The following is a 16646-nucleotide window of genomic DNA, read 5'->3' on the forward strand; positions in this document are numbered from 1 at the left end:
TTCATGTCTCACAATACCTTGAACACGCTGAAGGAATTCCCGCTGCAAGCGGGCCAGACCGGCCAGTTTTACTCGCTGCCGGCACTGGGCGAATCCCTGGGCGTGAACCTGTCGCGCCTGCCGGTGTCGATCCGTATCGTCCTCGAGTCCGTGCTGCGCAACTGCGACGGCAAGAAGGTCACCGAAGAGCACGTCCGCCAGCTGGCGAACTGGGGTCCGACCGCCGCCCGCACCGAAGAGATCCCCTTCGTCGTCGCGCGCGTCGTGCTGCAGGACTTCACCGGCGTGCCGCTGCTGGCCGACCTCGCCGCCATGCGCAACGTCGCCTACAAGATGGGCGCCAACGCCAAGAAGATCGAGCCGCTGGTGCCGGTCGACCTGGTGGTCGACCACTCGGTCACCATCGACCACTTCCGCACCCCGGACTCGCTCGACCTGAACATGAAGCTCGAGTTCCAGCGCAATAACGAGCGCTACCAGTTCATGAAGTGGGGCATGCAGGCCTTCGACACCTTCGGCGTCGTGCCGCCGGGCTTCGGCATCGTCCACCAGGTTAACCTCGAGTACCTGGCGCGCGGCGTGATGAAGAGCGGCTCCATGTATTACCCGGACACCCTGGTCGGCACCGACTCGCACACCACCATGATCAACGGCGTCGGCGTCGTCGGCTGGGGCGTGGGCGGCATCGAAGCGGAAGCCGGCATGCTGGGCCAGCCGGTCTACTTCCTGACCCCGGACGTCATCGGCGTGAACCTGACCGGTTCGCTGCGCGAAGGCTGCACCGCGACCGACCTGGTGCTGACCATCACCGAAATGCTGCGTAAAGAGAAGGTGGTCGGCAAGTTCGTCGAATTCTTCGGCGAAGGCACCGCCTCGCTGTCGACCACCGACCGCGCCACCATCGGCAACATGGCACCGGAATACGGCGCGACCATGGGCTTCTTCCCGGTCGACGAAAAGACCGTCGACTACTTCCGCGGCACCGGCCGCACCGAAGAAGAACTGGCCGCCTTCGAAAACTACTTCAAGGCCCAGCAGCTGTTCGGCATCCCGCGCGAAGGCGAGATCGACTACACCCGCGTGGTGTCGCTCGACCTGTCGACCGTGACCCCGTCGCTGGCCGGCCCGAAGCGTCCGCAGGACCGTATCGAACTGGGCGCGATGAAGTCGACCTTCACCGACCTGTTCTCGAAGCCGACCACCGCCAACGGCTTCAACAAGTCGCCGGACGACCTGAACAAGGTCTACGAGACCACCAACGGCGTGCGCGTGAAGAACGGCGACATCCTGATCGCCGCCATCACCTCCTGCACCAACACCTCGAACCCGAGCGTGCTGCTGGCCGCCGGCCTGCTGGCCAAGAAGGCCGTCGAGAAGGGCCTGACCGTCGCTCCGCACATCAAGAGCTCGCTGGCGCCGGGATCGCGCGTGGTCACCAACTACCTCGAAGCCGCCGGCCTGCTGCCTTACCTGACGCAACTGGGCTTCGGCGTGACCGCCTACGGCTGCACCACCTGCATCGGTAACGCCGGCGACCTGACCCCGGAACTGAACGCCACGATCACGTCGAACGACATCATCGCCGCCGCCGTCCTGTCGGGCAACCGTAACTTCGAAGCGCGTATCCACCCGAACATCCGTTCGAACTTCCTGGCCTCGCCGCCGCTGGTCGTCGCCTACGCGATCGCCGGCAACGTCAACAAGGACCTGATGAGCGAGCCGGTCGGCAAGGGCAAGGACGGCGTCGACGTCTACCTGGGCGACATCTGGCCGACTTCGCAGGAAGTCCAGGACCTGATGAAGTTCGCGATGAACTCGGAAGTCTTCAAGGCCAACTACGCCGACGTCAAGGGCAACCCGGGCCAGCTGTGGGAAGCCGTGTCGTCGGTCGCAGGTCAGGTCTACAACTGGCCGGAATCGACCTACATCGCCGAACCGCCGTTCTTCAGCGACTTCGAGATGACCCCGAAAGCCGCTTCCGCAGGCATCGCCGGTGCACGCGCACTGGGCGTGTTCGGCGACTCGATCACCACCGACCACATCTCCCCGGCCGGTTCGATCAAGGAAGACGGCCCGGCAGGCAAGTACCTGAAAGAGCACGGCGTGCTCAAGGCGGACTTCAACTCCTACGGCTCGCGCCGCGGCAACCACGAGATCATGATGCGCGGTACCTTCGCGAACGTCCGCATCAAGAACAAGATGATTCCGCCGAAGGCCGACGGTTCCGCAGTCGAAGGCGGCATCACCATCCACCAGCCGAGCGGCGAACAGCTGTCGATCTATGATGCCGGCATGAAGTACATCGCCGAAGGCACCCCGACCATGATCTTCGCCGGCGAAGAGTACGGCACCGGTTCCTCGCGCGACTGGGCAGCCAAGGGCACCCAGCTGCTGGGCGTCAAGGCCGTGATCGCCCGTTCCTTCGAGCGTATCCACCGTTCCAACCTGGTGGGCATGGGCGTGCTGCCGCTGCAGTTCATCGGCGACGACAGCGTCGAATCGCTGGGCATCACCGGCACCGAGACCTATGACCTGAAGGGCCTGGAAGGCGAGATCCGTCCGCAGATGCAGGCAACCCTGGTGATCCACCGCGCCGACGGCTCGACCAAGGAAACCCAGGTCCTGCTGCGTATCGACACCCCGATCGAAGTCGACTACTACAAGCATGGCGGCATCCTGCCGTTCGTGCTGCGCCAGCTGCTGGCTGCGTAATTGGCATCCCTGCCCGCTTCGCGCGGGCAGCGCGAAAAGGCCGGACCCCGCAAGGGCTCCGGCCTTTTTTTCCACCAATCAAGCAAAGAATATTTGTACAATAGCTTTATATGCTCAATGCTTACCGGTAGGAATGGGAAAACTCAACAGGCAGCAGCTGCTCGAGCTACTGGACAGCATCACGCCGCCGAAGGCGGACCTGCTGTCGGACGCGGAATTCGATGGGGTGGTCGCCGCCTTTTGCGCCGGCTGCCCGGATCCGTCGCACGCGCAGTGGCTGCTGTTCGAATGCCTCGATCCGCTCTCGGATGAGGAACTCGTGGAGCGCGCCATCGGAGCGGCGCCGCCGGACAGGCGGTGACAATCCGCGCATTTCCGCGCATCGGACTCTGATAAGGTCGGCGTCATCATGACCTGTCAGAAAGGAAACCCATGAAGTCCGTCGTCAACACCGCGCTGGCGCTGTCTTTCGTGTTCGCAGCTTCCGCATCCGGCGCCAGCACGGCGCCCGCGGGACAGCTTGCGCCAGCGCGCAATCCCGCCCACGTCAAGGCGGTGCAGGATCTGCTTGGCGCCATGCAAATCGAAAAGCTACTGCGTGGCGTCGCCGCCCGCACCCGCTTCCCGAGCGAAGCGCAGCGGCAGGCAATGTTCGCCAGGCTCGACAAGATGCCGCCCGCGGAGGTGTATCAACGAATGGCGCCGCCGCTGGCGGACCGCATCTCCGCCGACACCGCAGCCGAGATGACCCGCTTCTACAACACCCCCTACGGCAAGCAGCTCATCCACCGGAAGTACAACAACAGCGGCGGGATCATCTTCCCGGGCGCGGCGGCGGGTGTGCCGCCGGAAGAAAAGAAGGAGCGCAAGCGCGCCGCCTATGTCCAGGCCAGCAAGGAACTCGCGGCCGCGGAGCCGGCGATCGATCACGAAGCCTTCGTACTCCTGCAGGCGATCAACAAGGAAAAGCGCTGAGGCTTCTCAGGTTTCGGCCCACTGCCGCAGCAGGTTGTGATAATGCCCGGTCAGCCCGACCAGTTCGGGCCCGTCGCCATGCCTTGCCCGCAAGGCCTGGATATTCGTATCCAGCTCGTACAGCATCGCCCTCTTCCAGTCGTCCCTCACCATGCTCTGCACCCAGAGAAAGGACGCCACCCGCTCGCCACGCGTGACCGGCTGCACTTCGTGGATGCTGGTCGAGGGATACACGATCGCATCGCCGGCCGGCAGCTTGACTTCGTGGGTGCCGTAGGAATCGATCACGGTGAGCTCGCCGCCCTCGTAGTCTTCCGGATCGCTCAGGAACACGGTGCAGGAGACGTCGGTACGCACGGGAGCGCCGCCGCGCTGGGCACGGATGGCGCCGTCCACGTGCGGGCCGTAATGCTCGCCGCCGGCGTAGCTGTTGAAGAAGGGCGGCAGGATGCGCAGCGGCAGCGCGCAGGAAAAGAACAGCGGGTTGGCCATCAGCGCCGCGCTGACGATCTGGCCGAGTTCCAGCGCCGGCGGCGACTCTTCCGCCAGCTGGCGGTTGCGCTTGACCTGCGCTCCCTGGCTGCCGACGCTGGCGCGGCCGTCGACCCAGTCGGTCGACGCCAGACGTTCACGCATCGACCTTACCTGCTCCGGCGGCAGCACGCCAGGGATATGCAGCATCATGATGGCCTCGGACTCAGAACTTGAAGTTGGCGGTCAGGGTGGCGGAACGGCCCGGCGCCACGCCGGCGTAGTGCGGCGACGAGACCTTGTCGAAGTACAGCTTGTCGGTCAGGTTCTGCAGGTTCAGCTGCAGCGAGATGTCCTTGTTCAGGGCATAGCTGGCCATCGCGTCGAAGCGTGCATAGCCCGGCACCCACTTGTTGTTGTTGACGTTGGCGTAGACCTTCGACATCGCGCTCACGCCGAAGCCGGCCGTGAAGTCCCTGGTGAAGGCATAGCTGGTCCACAGCGAGGCGCTGTGTTTCGGCGTGGTCGGGAAGCGGTTGCCGTTGAAGGGCGACGCGGTCCAGATCGGCGCGGCGGTGGTGCCGGTGTTGGTGTAGCCGTTGTCGGCGATCTCGGCGTCCAGCCAGGTGTAGCCGCCGAACACGGTCCAGGCCGGGCTGAGCTTGCCCGAGAAGCCGAGTTCCACGCCCCGCACTTGCTTGCGGCCGACGTTCTGGGTGGTGCCGTCCGGCGCCGTCACGCGAGCATTGTTCATGGTGCTCTTGAACAGGGCGCCGGTCACGGACAGGCGGCCGCCCGGCAGCAGGTCCCACTTGGTGCCCAGCTCGAGGTTGCGGCTGCGCTGGGGCTGCAGGTTCTGGATCGCCGCCGTCAGGCCGTCCAGGCCGTCGCCGCCGTCGTTGCCCGGCGGGGTCGCCGAGCTGGCGAAGGACAGGTAGACGCTGCCGTTCTTGGCCGGCTTGTAGACGATGCCGGCCTGGGTGCTGACGAAGTTGGTGTCGACCACGGCATGGGCGGCGGCCGTGGTGGCGGTCGGCAGGGTGTCCAGGGTGCTCTGGAAATCGTCCCAGCGCAGGCCCAGGTTCAGCAGCCACTGCGGATTGATCTCGATGGTGTCGAAGGCGTAGACGGCCTTGGTCTTGGTGCTGACGTGGGTCAGCGCGCCCGACAGGCTGCGGGTGTAGAGCCACGGGTCATACGGATTCGGGTTGACCAGGGTGGTGCAGTTGTACAGCGTGGACGCGCCCGAGGTCGGGCAGGTGAAGCTGCCGGTCAGCGGGTTGTTGGTGCCCGGGGTGAAGACGTAGGCGGCGCGGTCGGTCGTCTCGCGGTCGAATTCGACGCCGGCATTGAAGCTGTGCTTCAGGCCGGCCGCGACGGCTTCGCCGGTCAGGCTGGTGACGTTCGCGAAGGTGCGGGTCTCGGTGGCGCGGGTGTTCGCACGGCGCCACACAGTGCCGTAGAGGACGGTGTTGCCCTTCGAATCGTCGGGCTGGGTCCAGACGTAGTCGTTGTTCGATTTGCCGTAGCGGGTCACGTTGCGCAGCGCCAGCCCTGCGCCGAACTCGTGGCGCAGGTCGATCGTGCCGACGTCGCTTTTCGTGTCGCGGAAGTCGCGGTTGGCCAGGCCGTAGAAGGTCTTGCGGTCGACGTCGAACGGGGTGCCGTTGCCGTTCTTGCTGACGTTGGCGCCGCTGCTGAACGGGTTGTTGAAGGGGATGCCGGTATCCGGGATCTCGTGCGAGGTCAGGTGGTAGAGGCTGATGATGGCGCGGTCCGGACCGGTCAGGCCGAAGGTGACGGTGGGCGCCACGCCCCAGCGCTTGCCGCCGACCACGTTGCGGCCGGGGACGTCGTTCTCGTGCGCCATGAAATTCAAGCGGAAGGCGCTGTTGCTGCCGCTGACGTTACCTCCCATTACGCGATTCACGTCGCCGGTGATGCGCCTGTACTTGTCGCTGCCGAGGCCGACCGAGGCGCTGTTGAAGTCGTAGGCCTGGGCGGTCTTGCTGACCAGGTTGACGCCGCCGCCGGCCGAGGAACGGCCGCCGTAGGCCGAGTTCGGGCCCTTCACGACCTCCACCTGCTCGAGGTTGAAGACTTCGCGCGACTGCGAACCGGCGTCGCGGATGCCGTCGATATAGGTATCGGTCTGGGCGTTGTAGCCGCGGATGAAGAGGTTGTCGCCGACCGGGTTGCCGCCCTCGCCCGCGCCGATGGTAATGCCCGGCACGGTGCGCAGCGCATCCGTCAGCGATACCGCGCCGGTCTGCGCGATCACGTCGGCGGAGACGACCGTCACCGACTTCGGCGTGTCCAGCAGCGGCGCCGTGAACTTGTCGCTGCTGGCCGTCTGCGACTGGGCCGCACCCTTCACCTGCACCGCCGGGATGCTCTGGTCGATCACGGCGTCCGGTGCGGCCTGGGCGGCGGACATGCCGAGCGTGGCCAGCATGGTGAGCGCCAGGGCCGGCGCCGGCGATGGGAGAACGCGGGCGTGCTTGCGGCTCTTGATGAAGGATGCTTGCTTCTTGTTATTGGTCATGGGGGCGGTGACGGCAGGGCAAACCGTGAAAAATGAATGAGAACGATTCGCATTATGATTCTTGTTGCGCGTTTTGACAAGCGCGGCTCGGCAACACCCTGCTTTTCCCTCCTGCGGCCGAACTTGTCAGTGTGTTACAGGCATGTGGCCGAATCAACTACAATACCGGGGATTAGGGTTTATCATGGCCCTCTGGACCATCGATCCACATTCAATCATTTACTATGCGTCGCTCCTCCAAAGACTCACCCAAACTATCGGCAGACAGCCAGCGTCTAGTCAGCATCAGCCAAGCCATCGTGCAGGCCGCCAGCCGCGTTGAAGAACGGACCTGGGAGCGCAACCTGGATTCGCAGCTGCAGAAGCTGCTCAAGACCAACCACCAGGACAGCATCGACGCCGCGCTGAACGTCCTGTTCAAGGGCGACCTCGCGGTCTACGACGTGCTGATGGACGGCGTCGAAGCGGTCAGCGAATCCGCGACCATGACCGAACAGGTCGACGGCGAAGACGTCACCTGGCAGGCCCTGCTGGTGGCCGCGCCGGTGCTCGCCTGGACCCGCTTCTCGATCGCTTCCGGGACCATCCCGAACGACATCGTCACCACCCTGTCGGCCCACTTCTCGGCCCATCTGCTGGCCGACGGCGCCCGCATGGCGATGGCGCCGACCCTGTACTCGCTCGACCAGCTGCCGCGCACCCACGCCGAAACCTATGGCCTGACCCACAAGCTGGCCCAGGCCGCCCACAAGGGCACGAGCGTCAAGCCGGCCGCGCCGGGCCCGGACGCCTCCCAGTTCCTGGCCGACACCCGCTACCTGCTGGTGGCCGTCATCGCCCCGGTCGGCGGCCCGCTGTTCCGCTGGCAGGAGCCGCAGCACCACGTCAACTTCGAAGTGGTGCGCGACTCCGCGCTGGAGCAATGGCGCGCCCAGGCCGGCCCCAACATCGCGCGCCTGCTGCCGGGCTGCGGCACCGAACTGCTGCTGCCGGAAGCCTATTACGTGGCCTGCCGCGAGGCGGACAAGATGATCCGTCCGGTGTCGGTGCGCGCCGCCGTCCACTACCTCACCTACACGCTGGGCGTCGAGCCGGGCGACCTGCGCGCCGTGATCGCAGGCTTCGGCGACGAAATCAACGACAGCCAGGTTGACGAATACCGCATCGGCTTCACCCTGCGCCAATCGTCGGACGTGGTGTACGGCATCGTCTGGCCGCTGTACGGCCAGGAAGACGAAGAAGGCACGCCGATGGAAGGCCCGGTGCACGGCGGCCCTCCGGCGGCGCCGATGGACGAGATCGTCAAGCACCTGAACGAGATGGGCATCGCCCACGTCAAGCGCATCGCCGAGCGCTATGTCGCGGAATACTGCGACGACTGCGGCGCCCCGCTGTTCGCCGACCCAAGCGGAGAGCTGGTGCATGCCGAGATGCCGGAAGATACCCCGGCCGGCAACGAGCACTTCCACTGAGCGCGCACCGCCCCCAGGAAGCCCGGTTCGAACCGGGCTTTTTTTTCGCTTGCGGCCCGGCGTCCCTGCTGCTAAATTGGTTAACACGTTAACTAATTCAAGCATCATGGACAGCCAGTCGATCGACATCAGCACGGCCGGCGGCGAGCGCATCGCCGCCCGCCTGTATCCGGCCCCGGCCCCGCGCGCGCTGGTGCTGCTGCACCCGGCCACCGCCGTCACCCAGGGCTATTACGAAGCCTTCGCGCGCTGGCTGGCCGGCCTGGGCCTGAGCGTGCTGACCTACGATTACCGCGGCACCGGCGCCTCGCGTCCGCACGACCTGCGCACCTGCACGGTGACGATGGCGGACTGGATGGAAGAGGATGTCGGCGCCGTCACGCGCTGGGCCGCGGAGCGCTATCCGGCGCTGCCGCTGCTGGCCGTCGGCCACAGCGTGGGCGGCCATGCGATCGCGCTGTCCGACGAGACCGTGCGCCTGCGCGCGGCGGTGCTGGTGGCCTCGCACGCCGGCGCGACCCGGCTGGTCCGCGGCCTTGGCGAACGGCTGCGCATACGCCTCGTGATGCGCGTACTGGGCCCGCTGCTGTGCGCCCTGTACGGCTACATGCCGGGCCGCCGCATCGGCCTGGGCGAAGACCTGCCCGCCTCCGTGATGCGCCAGTGGAGCCGCTGGACCAGCCTGCCGCGCTACTTCTTCGACGACCCCGCGATGTACGCCGGGCGCCGCATGCGCGCCCAGCGCCTGCCGCTGCTGGTGCTGGGCTTCGACGACGATCCCTGGGCCAATCCGGAAGCGATCTCGATGCTGGTCGCGCCGCTGGCCAAGGCCGGCGTCGAGCGCAGGCAGGTCGCGCCACGCGACGCGGGCGTACCGGCGATCGGCCACATGGGCTTCTTCCGCAAGCGCTGCGCGACCCTGCTGTGGCCACAGGTCGGCGACTGGCTGCTGGAGCAGGCCGTCCGTCGTTCGGCGCCTGCCAGGTCGGAGCCTCAGCGATGAGCGGCCCGCGCCAGCCGCGCTTCGTCTTCCTGCTGAACCGCGCCCAGCGCGTCCTGCAGCGCTGGGTCGAGACGCGCCCGGAAGGCTGGGAAGGCATCAGCTCGGCCCAGGCCGCGGTGCTCTTCATCCTCGGCGCGCGCGGCAGCGCGGCGGTCGGCGAGATCGCCGCCGAACTGAAGGTGGCGCCGGCTGCCGTCACCAACCTGTCGAAGCGGATGCAGGCGGCCGGGCTGATCGAACGCGTCGCCGACGAGATTGATGCGCGCATCACGCGCCTGCGCCTGACGCCGGCGGGCGCACAGGCCGGCGACACGGCGCGCGCCGTGCTGGCCGGGCTGAATGCGCGGCTGACCGCAGGGTTCTCGAAGGAAGAGCTGGCGACCGTGGCCCGCTGGCTGGAGCGGGTGGCGGAGCTGGAGGAGTAATCGCCCCAACGCATTCCACCGTCGTCCCCGCGAAAGCGGGACCCATGCTGAACTTCCGAGATCGGCAACGCCGCCTTGACGCGCAATACGCTACTTCGGTGCCTCAATATGGATCCCCGCTTTCGCGGGGATGACGGTGTGGTTTGCCAGATACCCATGAATCTGCGCCACCACCGCAGCCCCCTCCCCCGCCGCGGCCGCCACCCGCTTGGTCGACCCGGCCCGCACATCCCCCACCGCAAACACCCCGTCCACGCTGGTCTCCAGCGCACGCGCTTGATGATCGCGGCCGGCATCCGGGCCGGTCAGCACGAACCCCTTGTCATCCAGCGCCACCGCACACTCGCGCAGCCAGTCGCTGTTCGGGTCGGCGCCGACGAAGAGGAACATGTGACGGGTCTCGAAGGCCTGCTCCCTGCCGTCCTCGATGCCGTGGCAGCGCACCCGGCTCAGGCCGTTCTCGTCGCCCTCCAGCGCGTCCAGGCCGATGCGCGTGTGCAGCGTGATGTTGGGCGTGGCCGCGATGCGCTCGATCAGGTAGCTCGACATGGTGTCCTCGAGTCCGGCGCGGCGCACCATCAGGTGCACGGTCGAGGCATGCGCCGACAGGAACACGGCCGCCTGGCCCGCCGAGTTGCCGCCGCCGACCAGCAGCACCGGCTGGCCGCGGCACAGTCCAGCCTCCACCGGCGAAGCCCAGTAGTAGACGCCGCGCCCCTCGTAGCGCTCGAGGTCCGGCAATTCCGGCCGGCGGTAGCGCGCGCCTGAGGCCAGCACCACCGACTTCGCGCGCAGGCAGGTGCCGTCTTCCAGCTCCACCCTCAGCGGCCGCTCGTGGCACAGCAGGCGCGTGGCGCGGGCCGGGATCGCGATCTCGGCGCCGAACTTGATCGCCTGCACATAGGAACGGCCGGCCAGGGCGCGGCCGGTAATGCCGGTCGGGAAGCCAAGGAAGTTCTCGATGCGCGCGCTGGCGCCGGCCTGGCCGCCGTAGGCGCGCTGGTCCAGCACCATCACCGACAGGCCCTCCGAGGCCGCATACACGGCGGTGGCCAGGCCGGACGGGCCGGCGCCCACCACCAGCACGTCGTAGACCTTGCCGCGGTCGATGCGCGGCAAGGTGCCGATGCAGCGTCCGAGTTCCACCAGGCTGGGATTGCGCATCACGAAGCCGTCGGGCAGCGCCACCAGCGGCCAGTCGGCGTCCTCATGCCAGTGCTCGCGCACCAGCTGGGCCGCCTCCGGATCCTGGGCCGGATCGCGCCGCGTGTAGGGATAGGCGTTACGGGACAGGAAATTCTCGAGCTCGAACAGGCCGGCGTGGGCGGGCGGGCCGATCAGGATGGGTCCGCCGGGATGGTCGCCGATCAGCAGCACGCGGCGCAGGATGAAGGCGCGCATCAGGCGCTCGCCGAGGTCGGCCTCGGCCATGAGAAGGGCGCGGATCGAGGCGGCGTCCAGCACCAGGGCGTCCAGTTGGCCCACCGCCATGCCGTCCACCAGCGGCGGCCGGCCGGACAATTGCGCGACCTCGCCGCTGAACTGGCCGGGTCCGTAATCGACCACCTCGACCCGCTTGCCGAGCGCATCGGTGCGGCTGCACACCAGGTGTCCGTTCAGGACGACGATCATGCCGGGCGAGTCGACGCAGGCACGGAACACGCAGTCGCCGTCCTGCCAGCGGCGCGGGACGCCGAAGCGCCGCACCCGCCGCAGGTCGTCGGCGTTCAGGGTGGGAAAGATCTGGTGGCCGCGGGTGGCGAGGTCGACGGCGGATCGCGGCTCGGCGTCGGCCCCGAGGGCATAGGAACCGAATGCGGGAAACTGGTCTGGCATGGCGGGTATTCCTCGCTGAGGATCATGGCCGCCAATGTACGCTAGTTTTGCCGGATCGCGGCAATCACCCGCTTCGCGAACTCGGCCGGATTGCCGGCATGCCAGCGCCACACGATGACCAGGTCGTGCTCGGGTGAAATCACGATGTCGTTGCTGCCCGCGCCCAGCGCCGCATAGGCGGTGGCCGGCAAGCCCGGCAGGTTCTTGCCTTTGGTGTTGAGCCACCACAGGTAGCCGTAATCCGGACCGTGCTCGCTCGGCGTCAAGGCCGCTTTCACATAGTCCTGCGGCACGATCTGGCGGCCAGCCCAGGCGCCGCCGCGCAGCCACAGGTAACCGAAGCGCGCCATGTCCCAGGAATCGATCCACATGCCGCCGCCCCAGCGCGTGCCGCCGCTGACGGAAGGCGCCGGCTTGCCGTGCAGCTCGACGTAACTGTTGTGGTAAGGCACCCACTTCCAGGAATTCGAGGCGCCGATCGGGTCCATCACTTCCTGCTGGAACACGTCCGGCAGCGGGCGGTCGAATACGCGCAGCAGCGACAGCGCCAGGCGGTTGATGCGCACGTCGTTGTATTCGTAATAGCTGCCCGGCGCGCCGAACTGGCGCGGCTTGCGTTCGCCGGCGCCGAAGGCGTCAACGCCGATGAAGTCGGCGTTCTTGCCCCACATGCTGCCTTCCCACTCGGATTCCTGCTGCAGGTGCTGCTTCCAGGTGATGGCGGCATTGTGCGGCGAGGCATAGCCGCCGTCCTGCACGCTTTGCCCCACCGGCTGGTTCAGGTCGGCGATCCTGCCATCGCGCAGGGCGATGCCGGCCACGGTCGAGAGCATGCTTTTCGCCACCGAATAGGTCGGATCGACGAACCGGGTATCGCCGAACTCGGCCACCACATAACCCTTGTAGATCACCACGCCATTGGTGGCGGCGCGCTTCGTCGGCAGCGAGCCGAGCGGCTGGCCGAAGGTCTTTTGCTGGTCCGAGAAATCCGCGGCCCTTTCGGTTTCGTGGGCGCCGGCGTAGGCGATGGCTTCAGCCAATTTCGCGGGATCCATGCCCAGCGCCGCGGGAGACTTGTGCTCCCAAGATCCGGCGGGCGGGAAATACGGTGTGCCGGCGGCGGCGGCGAAGGCGGCAGGCGCGGCCGCCAGTACGACTGCCAGGGACAGGATCGTACGGCGGCCTGTGCGCATCAGGCCTGGTCTTTCCACTTGGAATATGGCAGCCGGATCAGGCTGGAGTTGTAGTAGCGCGGATCGCCCGTCACTTCCTGGCCGATCCAGTCGGGCTTCTCGAAGGCTTCGTCTTCGCTGCCGAGCTCGATCTCGGCCACCACCAGGCCGGCGTTCTCGCCCCGGAACTCATCGACTTCCCAGGTGTGGCCGGCATGCTCGATGCGGTGCCTGGTCTTCTCGACCAGGGGCTGCTCGCACAGGCGGTCCAGCAGCTCGGCGGCGTCCGGCACCGGGATCTCGTATTCCCATTCGCCGCGCGTGGCGCCGGTGTTCTTGCTCTTGATGGTGATGACGGCCCGCTCGCCCTCGATGCGCACGCGCACGGTGCGCACCGGGTCGGAGCTCAGGTAGCCCTGGCGCAGCAGGGTCGGCTGGCCGAGCCCGCGCCAGCCTTCACCGTTGAGGAGGAACTTGCGCTCGATTTCGATGCCCATGATTCCTCCCTTCCCTTCAATCGTCCAGCGACAGCAGGATCGGCTGCAGCATGTCCGCGCCCAGCGCGCTGCTCCTGGCGCCGTTCCAGCCCACGTGCGGGTCGGGCAGGTTGGCGTTGTCCTTGAACGGCATTTCCAGGGTCAGCGACAGGCACTTGTAGGTGTGGCCGATATACTTGGATGCCAGGGTCAGCAGTTCCTCGTTGTACTTCGAGGCCGCGTAGCCGTAGACGTTCTGGAAGTCCGGGCTCGACGCCATGTAGCGCTGGATGAAGGCGTTCTGGGCCGCCAGGCGTTCCGGCGTGAAGTCGGTCAGCATCTCGCTGCCGGCCACGAAGTTGTACGGCAGGGCTTCGTCGCCGTGGATGTCGAAGAACATGTCGACGCCGGTTTCCTCGATCTTGCGCTTCACGCACAGGACTTCCGGGCTGCGTTCGAGGGACGGGGTCATCCACTCGCGGTTCAGGTTGGCGCCGGCCGCGTTGGTGCGCAGGTTGCCGCGCACCGAACCGTCGGGGTTCATGTTCGGCACGATGTAGAACACGGCGCGCTGCAGCAGCTTGCGCGAGACCGGGTTCGAATCGTCGAGCAGCGCATCCATCATGCCCTCGACGAACCATTCGGCCATGGTTTCGCCCGGGTGCTGGCGGGCGATCACCCAGATCTTCTTCTCGGCGTTCGGGTTGCCGATCACCACCAGGTTCATGTCGCGGCCGTCGACCGTGGTGCCGATGTCGTGCACGCGGGCGATCGGGTTCTCGGCCACTTCGCCCAGCAGGCGCAGGTGGCGCTCCCAGGTGTAGGGCTCGAAATAGGCGTAATAGATGCTGTCCAGTTCCGGCGTGTGGTTGATGGTCATCACCTGGCCGTCGAAGCTGGTCGGCACGCGGAACCAGTTCTCGGTGTCGTAGCTGGCGACCGCCTGGTAGCCTTCGAAGCCCTTCGGATAGGTTGCCTGGCCGGCGTTCAGGAAGCGGATGGTGCAGGCCTGGCCGCGCGCGCCCTGCAGGCGGAAGTGGAACCACTGGTGGATGTCGGCGTGCGAATCCTGGCGCAGGTTCAGGTCGATCTTTTGCGGACTTTCCGCGCTGACGACGTCGATGGCGCCGGAGTCGAAGTGCTGGCTGATCTTGATGGGCATGGTCACTCCTTTCAGATGGCGTCGAGGTCGATCAGGTCCTGGCTGTAGGCAAGCAGGATCTGGCGCATCAGTTCGACGTTGCTGCGATCCAGGACCAGGGTCTGGTCCGGCTTGACGTCGAGGTTGAAGGTCATGCTGATCTTGCCCGGCAGGACCTTGCAGTTGACCGTGAAGGCACGCGGAACGTTCGGACTGTCCCAGTCCGCCTGCGTGATCTGCGGCCCGGCCGGCGGCGGCTGCAGGGTGGGATCCTGGTTCGCCGGCAGGTTCTTGATCAGGAAGAACACGATCGAGGCGGGAAGGACGAAGCAGGTGTCATTCGCACCCTGTGCCGAAAACTTGGCCAGCAAGAGATTACCGACCCGGTCGCACGACATGCTCATGCTCTTGACTTGACGGATGACCGCAGATTTCACGAACAACTCCTATGAGATTGGACAAAAAGGCGCAGCGATTCTACCGCATCCCATACGCGAATTGTGTGAAAGAAAAACAAAACGGGGAGCTCGCGCTCCCCGGTCGATTGCTGGCAGGAAGGGATGGCGCCGCCACCGTCCTCCGAACCGGCTGCTTACTGTTTGTTGCCGCGCGACGAGCTGCGCGACGAGCCCGAGGCCGATTGGCGATTGCCATGGCTCATGCTGCCTGCGCGACGAGCCTCTTCCGAGGTGAACTCGTGCGCCGTGCCCTTCTGGTGAGCGGCCTTGCCACCCTGGCTGGCGATCTCGCGCTGACGTTCAGGATCCATCGATGCGAAACCGCGGTTTTTGGTACCGCCACTCTGTTTGTTGCCCTGGTTGTTCGAAGCCATGATGCTTTCTCCTCAATGCTCTAGAAACCGCCGCGTCCTGCGGCAGGCCGAATCCGATGCTCTCGGCAGACACCGATGAGTGCTCGGTCGGAATCATCTTAGGCATGCATGATGGATGAGGGTATAGGACATTTTCAGATGACTTTGTAGGACAATGTGAGACAGAAAATGCACATCCGCAATCTACTTCCAGTAGTAAATGTCCAAGAGGTGGGGTCGTCAGTATTAGTCCTACAATCACCCGCAGTCTCTTCCTATACTGAATGTCTTATCAAGGGCGCATCATCGTCCTGAGAATGCATGTTCCAGTTGAAAGGAGTCGGCTATGGACGCGAACCAACGCAGCGAAGTCAACAACCAGACAAACAACCTCGCCAACGAAAAATGGACGCCCGGTTCGAAGGGCAAGACCGCGGATGACGGACCGCTCGACCACACCTACCCGCAGGGTCTGGGCGTGCAGCAGCAGGGCAACCAGGGCATCGACACCATGGGCGCCGGCCCGGCGCCGCAAGCCGGCGGCAAGGCTGAACGGGCGGACAGCTGCAGGCAGTCGATGGCATCGGAGGGCTCGATGCAGAGCCAGATGAGCGGCGGCTCGGGCACGGTGCAAGGCATCACCGACAGCCACCAGCGCCAGATGGAACAGAAGTCCGGCGCCTACGGCATCCTGGAAGAGCCTGTCGGACATCGCCCACACGATACGGGTGTCGATCTGAAGCAGCAGCGCGATATGCACCGCGACGTGGTCCGTGGCACGATGGCCTCGCAGAACCCGAACCAGCCGGACCTGCAGGGCGGCTCGCTTGGACCTTACCACGGCAGCATGCAGTCGGGCTCGGTGATCGAGGGAACCTCGGACACCAGTACCAGCGGCGGCGGCATGCGTGGTCCGCAAAGCCCGCCGGCCAGCCTGAACGCCGGTTCCGCGACCGGCAACCGCCAGCAGGGTAGCAGCCTGTACGTGTCCGACAACTCGACCCGCAGCGGCGGCGGCATGCGCGGCCCGCTGAGCGGATCGCAGGGCAATGCCCAGGGCAGGCTGGACGAGAACGAGCCGGGCCAGGAAGCCCAGCGCGGCAATACCCAGCTGGGCGTGGCCGGCTCGCACTCGATGTCCAACCAGGCCCCCAGCATCGGCGGCGTGCACGAATCGAACGACGTGGCCGGCGGCCTGCCGCGCTCGCCGGGCAATACCGGCGCCCAAAACGCTGTGACCAGCACTGACCGCAGCGGCTCGCAGACCGGCGCCGGCGCGGCCGACGGCGGACCACCGGCGCACCAGTCCAACGATGCCGCAGGCGGCTATCCGCGCAGCCCGGGCTACGCCAACCGCCTGTCCGGCGACCAGGACATGGACGACGACACCGGCTTCAAACGCAAGCCCTGAAGTAAAAGAGCCGGTCCAGAGCGCGCCCTCCGGGGCGCGTTTTCTTTGGCTGTGTGCGCGTTAATTATGTGAACTGAAACGGGTTGCGCAGGTCATACGCATTGTCGAGTTAACTCATGTGGAGTGACGATGCCGGGCCCGACCTTCGATCAACTGTTCGGCTTGTTAACGGCGGCAAGCCTGGCTACCCCGGACG

15 protein-coding genes are annotated in these 16646 nt (G+C 66.1%); 7 read left to right on the plus strand and 8 right to left on the minus strand.

All coding sequences use genetic code 11. The features are described 5' to 3' along the window. The first annotated feature begins 3 nt into the window (after positions 1 to 3). The 3 genes from acnA (at position 4) to AB4Z32_RS11410 (ending at position 3687) form a co-directional block, all read left to right on the plus strand. Positions 4 to 2712 carry an aconitate hydratase AcnA gene (gene acnA, locus AB4Z32_RS11400; protein WP_442121954.1) on the plus strand — a complete coding sequence of 903 codons (2709 nt, stop codon included), beginning with the start codon at positions 4 to 6 and terminating at the stop codon, positions 2710 to 2712. 133 nt (positions 2713 to 2845) lie between these two features. Further along, positions 2846 to 3073 (plus strand): hypothetical protein, encoded by a 228-nt coding sequence (locus AB4Z32_RS11405; protein ID WP_442121955.1) that lies wholly within the window; start codon positions 2846 to 2848, stop codon positions 3071 to 3073. 71 nt (positions 3074 to 3144) lie between these two features. After that, on the plus strand, positions 3145 to 3687 hold the full coding sequence (locus AB4Z32_RS11410; RefSeq protein WP_442121956.1) for a hypothetical protein: 543 nt from the start codon (positions 3145 to 3147) through the stop codon (positions 3685 to 3687). Positions 3688 to 3693: 6 nt separating this feature from the next. On the opposite strand, the gene AB4Z32_RS11415 is transcribed toward AB4Z32_RS11410, so the two are convergent. Together AB4Z32_RS11415 and AB4Z32_RS11420 are read right to left on the minus strand one after the other, a co-directional pair. Beyond that, positions 3694 to 4371: a Fe2+-dependent dioxygenase gene (locus tag AB4Z32_RS11415; RefSeq protein WP_442121957.1), complete on the minus strand. Its 678-nt coding sequence runs from the start codon at positions 4369 to 4371 to the stop codon at positions 3694 to 3696. A 13-nt stretch (positions 4372 to 4384) separates the two neighbouring features. After that, positions 4385 to 6703, minus strand: a complete 2319-nt coding sequence (locus tag AB4Z32_RS11420) for a TonB-dependent receptor (RefSeq protein WP_442121958.1) — start codon at positions 6701 to 6703, stop codon at positions 4385 to 4387. Between the two features lie 224 nt (positions 6704 to 6927). Between AB4Z32_RS11420 and AB4Z32_RS11425 the strand changes: the two genes are divergently transcribed. From AB4Z32_RS11425 to AB4Z32_RS11435, 3 genes are all read left to right on the plus strand, one after another. Next, complete coding sequence (locus AB4Z32_RS11425) at positions 6928 to 8175, plus strand: DUF2863 family protein (RefSeq protein ID WP_442121959.1); 1248 nt, start codon at positions 6928 to 6930, stop codon at positions 8173 to 8175. A 106-nt stretch (positions 8176 to 8281) separates the two neighbouring features. Beyond that, positions 8282 to 9178, plus strand: coding sequence for an alpha/beta hydrolase family protein (locus tag AB4Z32_RS11430; RefSeq protein ID WP_442121960.1), 897 nt, complete (start codon positions 8282 to 8284; stop codon positions 9176 to 9178). Beyond that, the gene (locus AB4Z32_RS11435) at positions 9175 to 9603 is read left to right on the plus strand and encodes a MarR family winged helix-turn-helix transcriptional regulator (protein ID WP_442121961.1); all 429 of its coding nucleotides are present in this window, start codon (positions 9175 to 9177) and stop codon (positions 9601 to 9603) included. Before AB4Z32_RS11430 ends, AB4Z32_RS11435 begins: the two co-directional genes overlap by 4 nt. Before the next feature lie 90 nt (positions 9604 to 9693). On the opposite strand, the gene AB4Z32_RS11440 is transcribed toward AB4Z32_RS11435, so the two are convergent. From AB4Z32_RS11440 to AB4Z32_RS11465, 6 genes are all read right to left on the minus strand, one after another. Further along, positions 9694 to 11439: an FAD-dependent oxidoreductase gene (locus AB4Z32_RS11440; protein WP_442121962.1), complete on the minus strand. Its 1746-nt coding sequence runs from the start codon at positions 11437 to 11439 to the stop codon at positions 9694 to 9696. Positions 11440 to 11480: 41 nt separating this feature from the next. Beyond that, positions 11481 to 12632, minus strand: a complete 1152-nt coding sequence (locus AB4Z32_RS11445) for a serine hydrolase domain-containing protein (protein WP_442121963.1) — start codon at positions 12630 to 12632, stop codon at positions 11481 to 11483. After that, complete coding sequence (locus AB4Z32_RS11450; RefSeq protein WP_442121964.1) at positions 12632 to 13108, minus strand: CYTH domain-containing protein; 477 nt, start codon at positions 13106 to 13108, stop codon at positions 12632 to 12634. Before AB4Z32_RS11450 ends, AB4Z32_RS11445 begins: the two co-directional genes overlap by 1 nt. A 16-nt stretch (positions 13109 to 13124) precedes the next feature. After that, positions 13125 to 14249, minus strand: a complete 1125-nt coding sequence (locus tag AB4Z32_RS11455; protein ID WP_442121965.1) for a M14 family metallopeptidase — start codon at positions 14247 to 14249, stop codon at positions 13125 to 13127. Between the two features lie 11 nt (positions 14250 to 14260). Beyond that, complete coding sequence (locus AB4Z32_RS11460) at positions 14261 to 14665, minus strand: hypothetical protein (RefSeq protein ID WP_442121966.1); 405 nt, start codon at positions 14663 to 14665, stop codon at positions 14261 to 14263. Positions 14666 to 14820: 155 nt separating this feature from the next. Next, entirely contained in the window at positions 14821 to 15060 is a 240-nt protein-coding gene (locus AB4Z32_RS11465; RefSeq protein ID WP_047823953.1) for a KGG domain-containing protein, read from the minus strand. A 325-nt stretch (positions 15061 to 15385) separates the two neighbouring features. Here AB4Z32_RS11465 and AB4Z32_RS11470 point away from each other — a divergent pair, with 325 nt between their 5' ends. Then, the gene (locus tag AB4Z32_RS11470; RefSeq protein ID WP_442121967.1) at positions 15386 to 16450 is read left to right on the plus strand and encodes a hypothetical protein; all 1065 of its coding nucleotides are present in this window, start codon (positions 15386 to 15388) and stop codon (positions 16448 to 16450) included. The last annotated feature ends 196 nt before the right edge of the window (positions 16451 to 16646 follow it).

The sequence above is a fragment of the Massilia sp. 2TAF26 genome, assembly GCF_052115005.1.
Classification (GTDB): Bacteria; Pseudomonadota; Gammaproteobacteria; order Burkholderiales; family Burkholderiaceae_D; genus Telluria.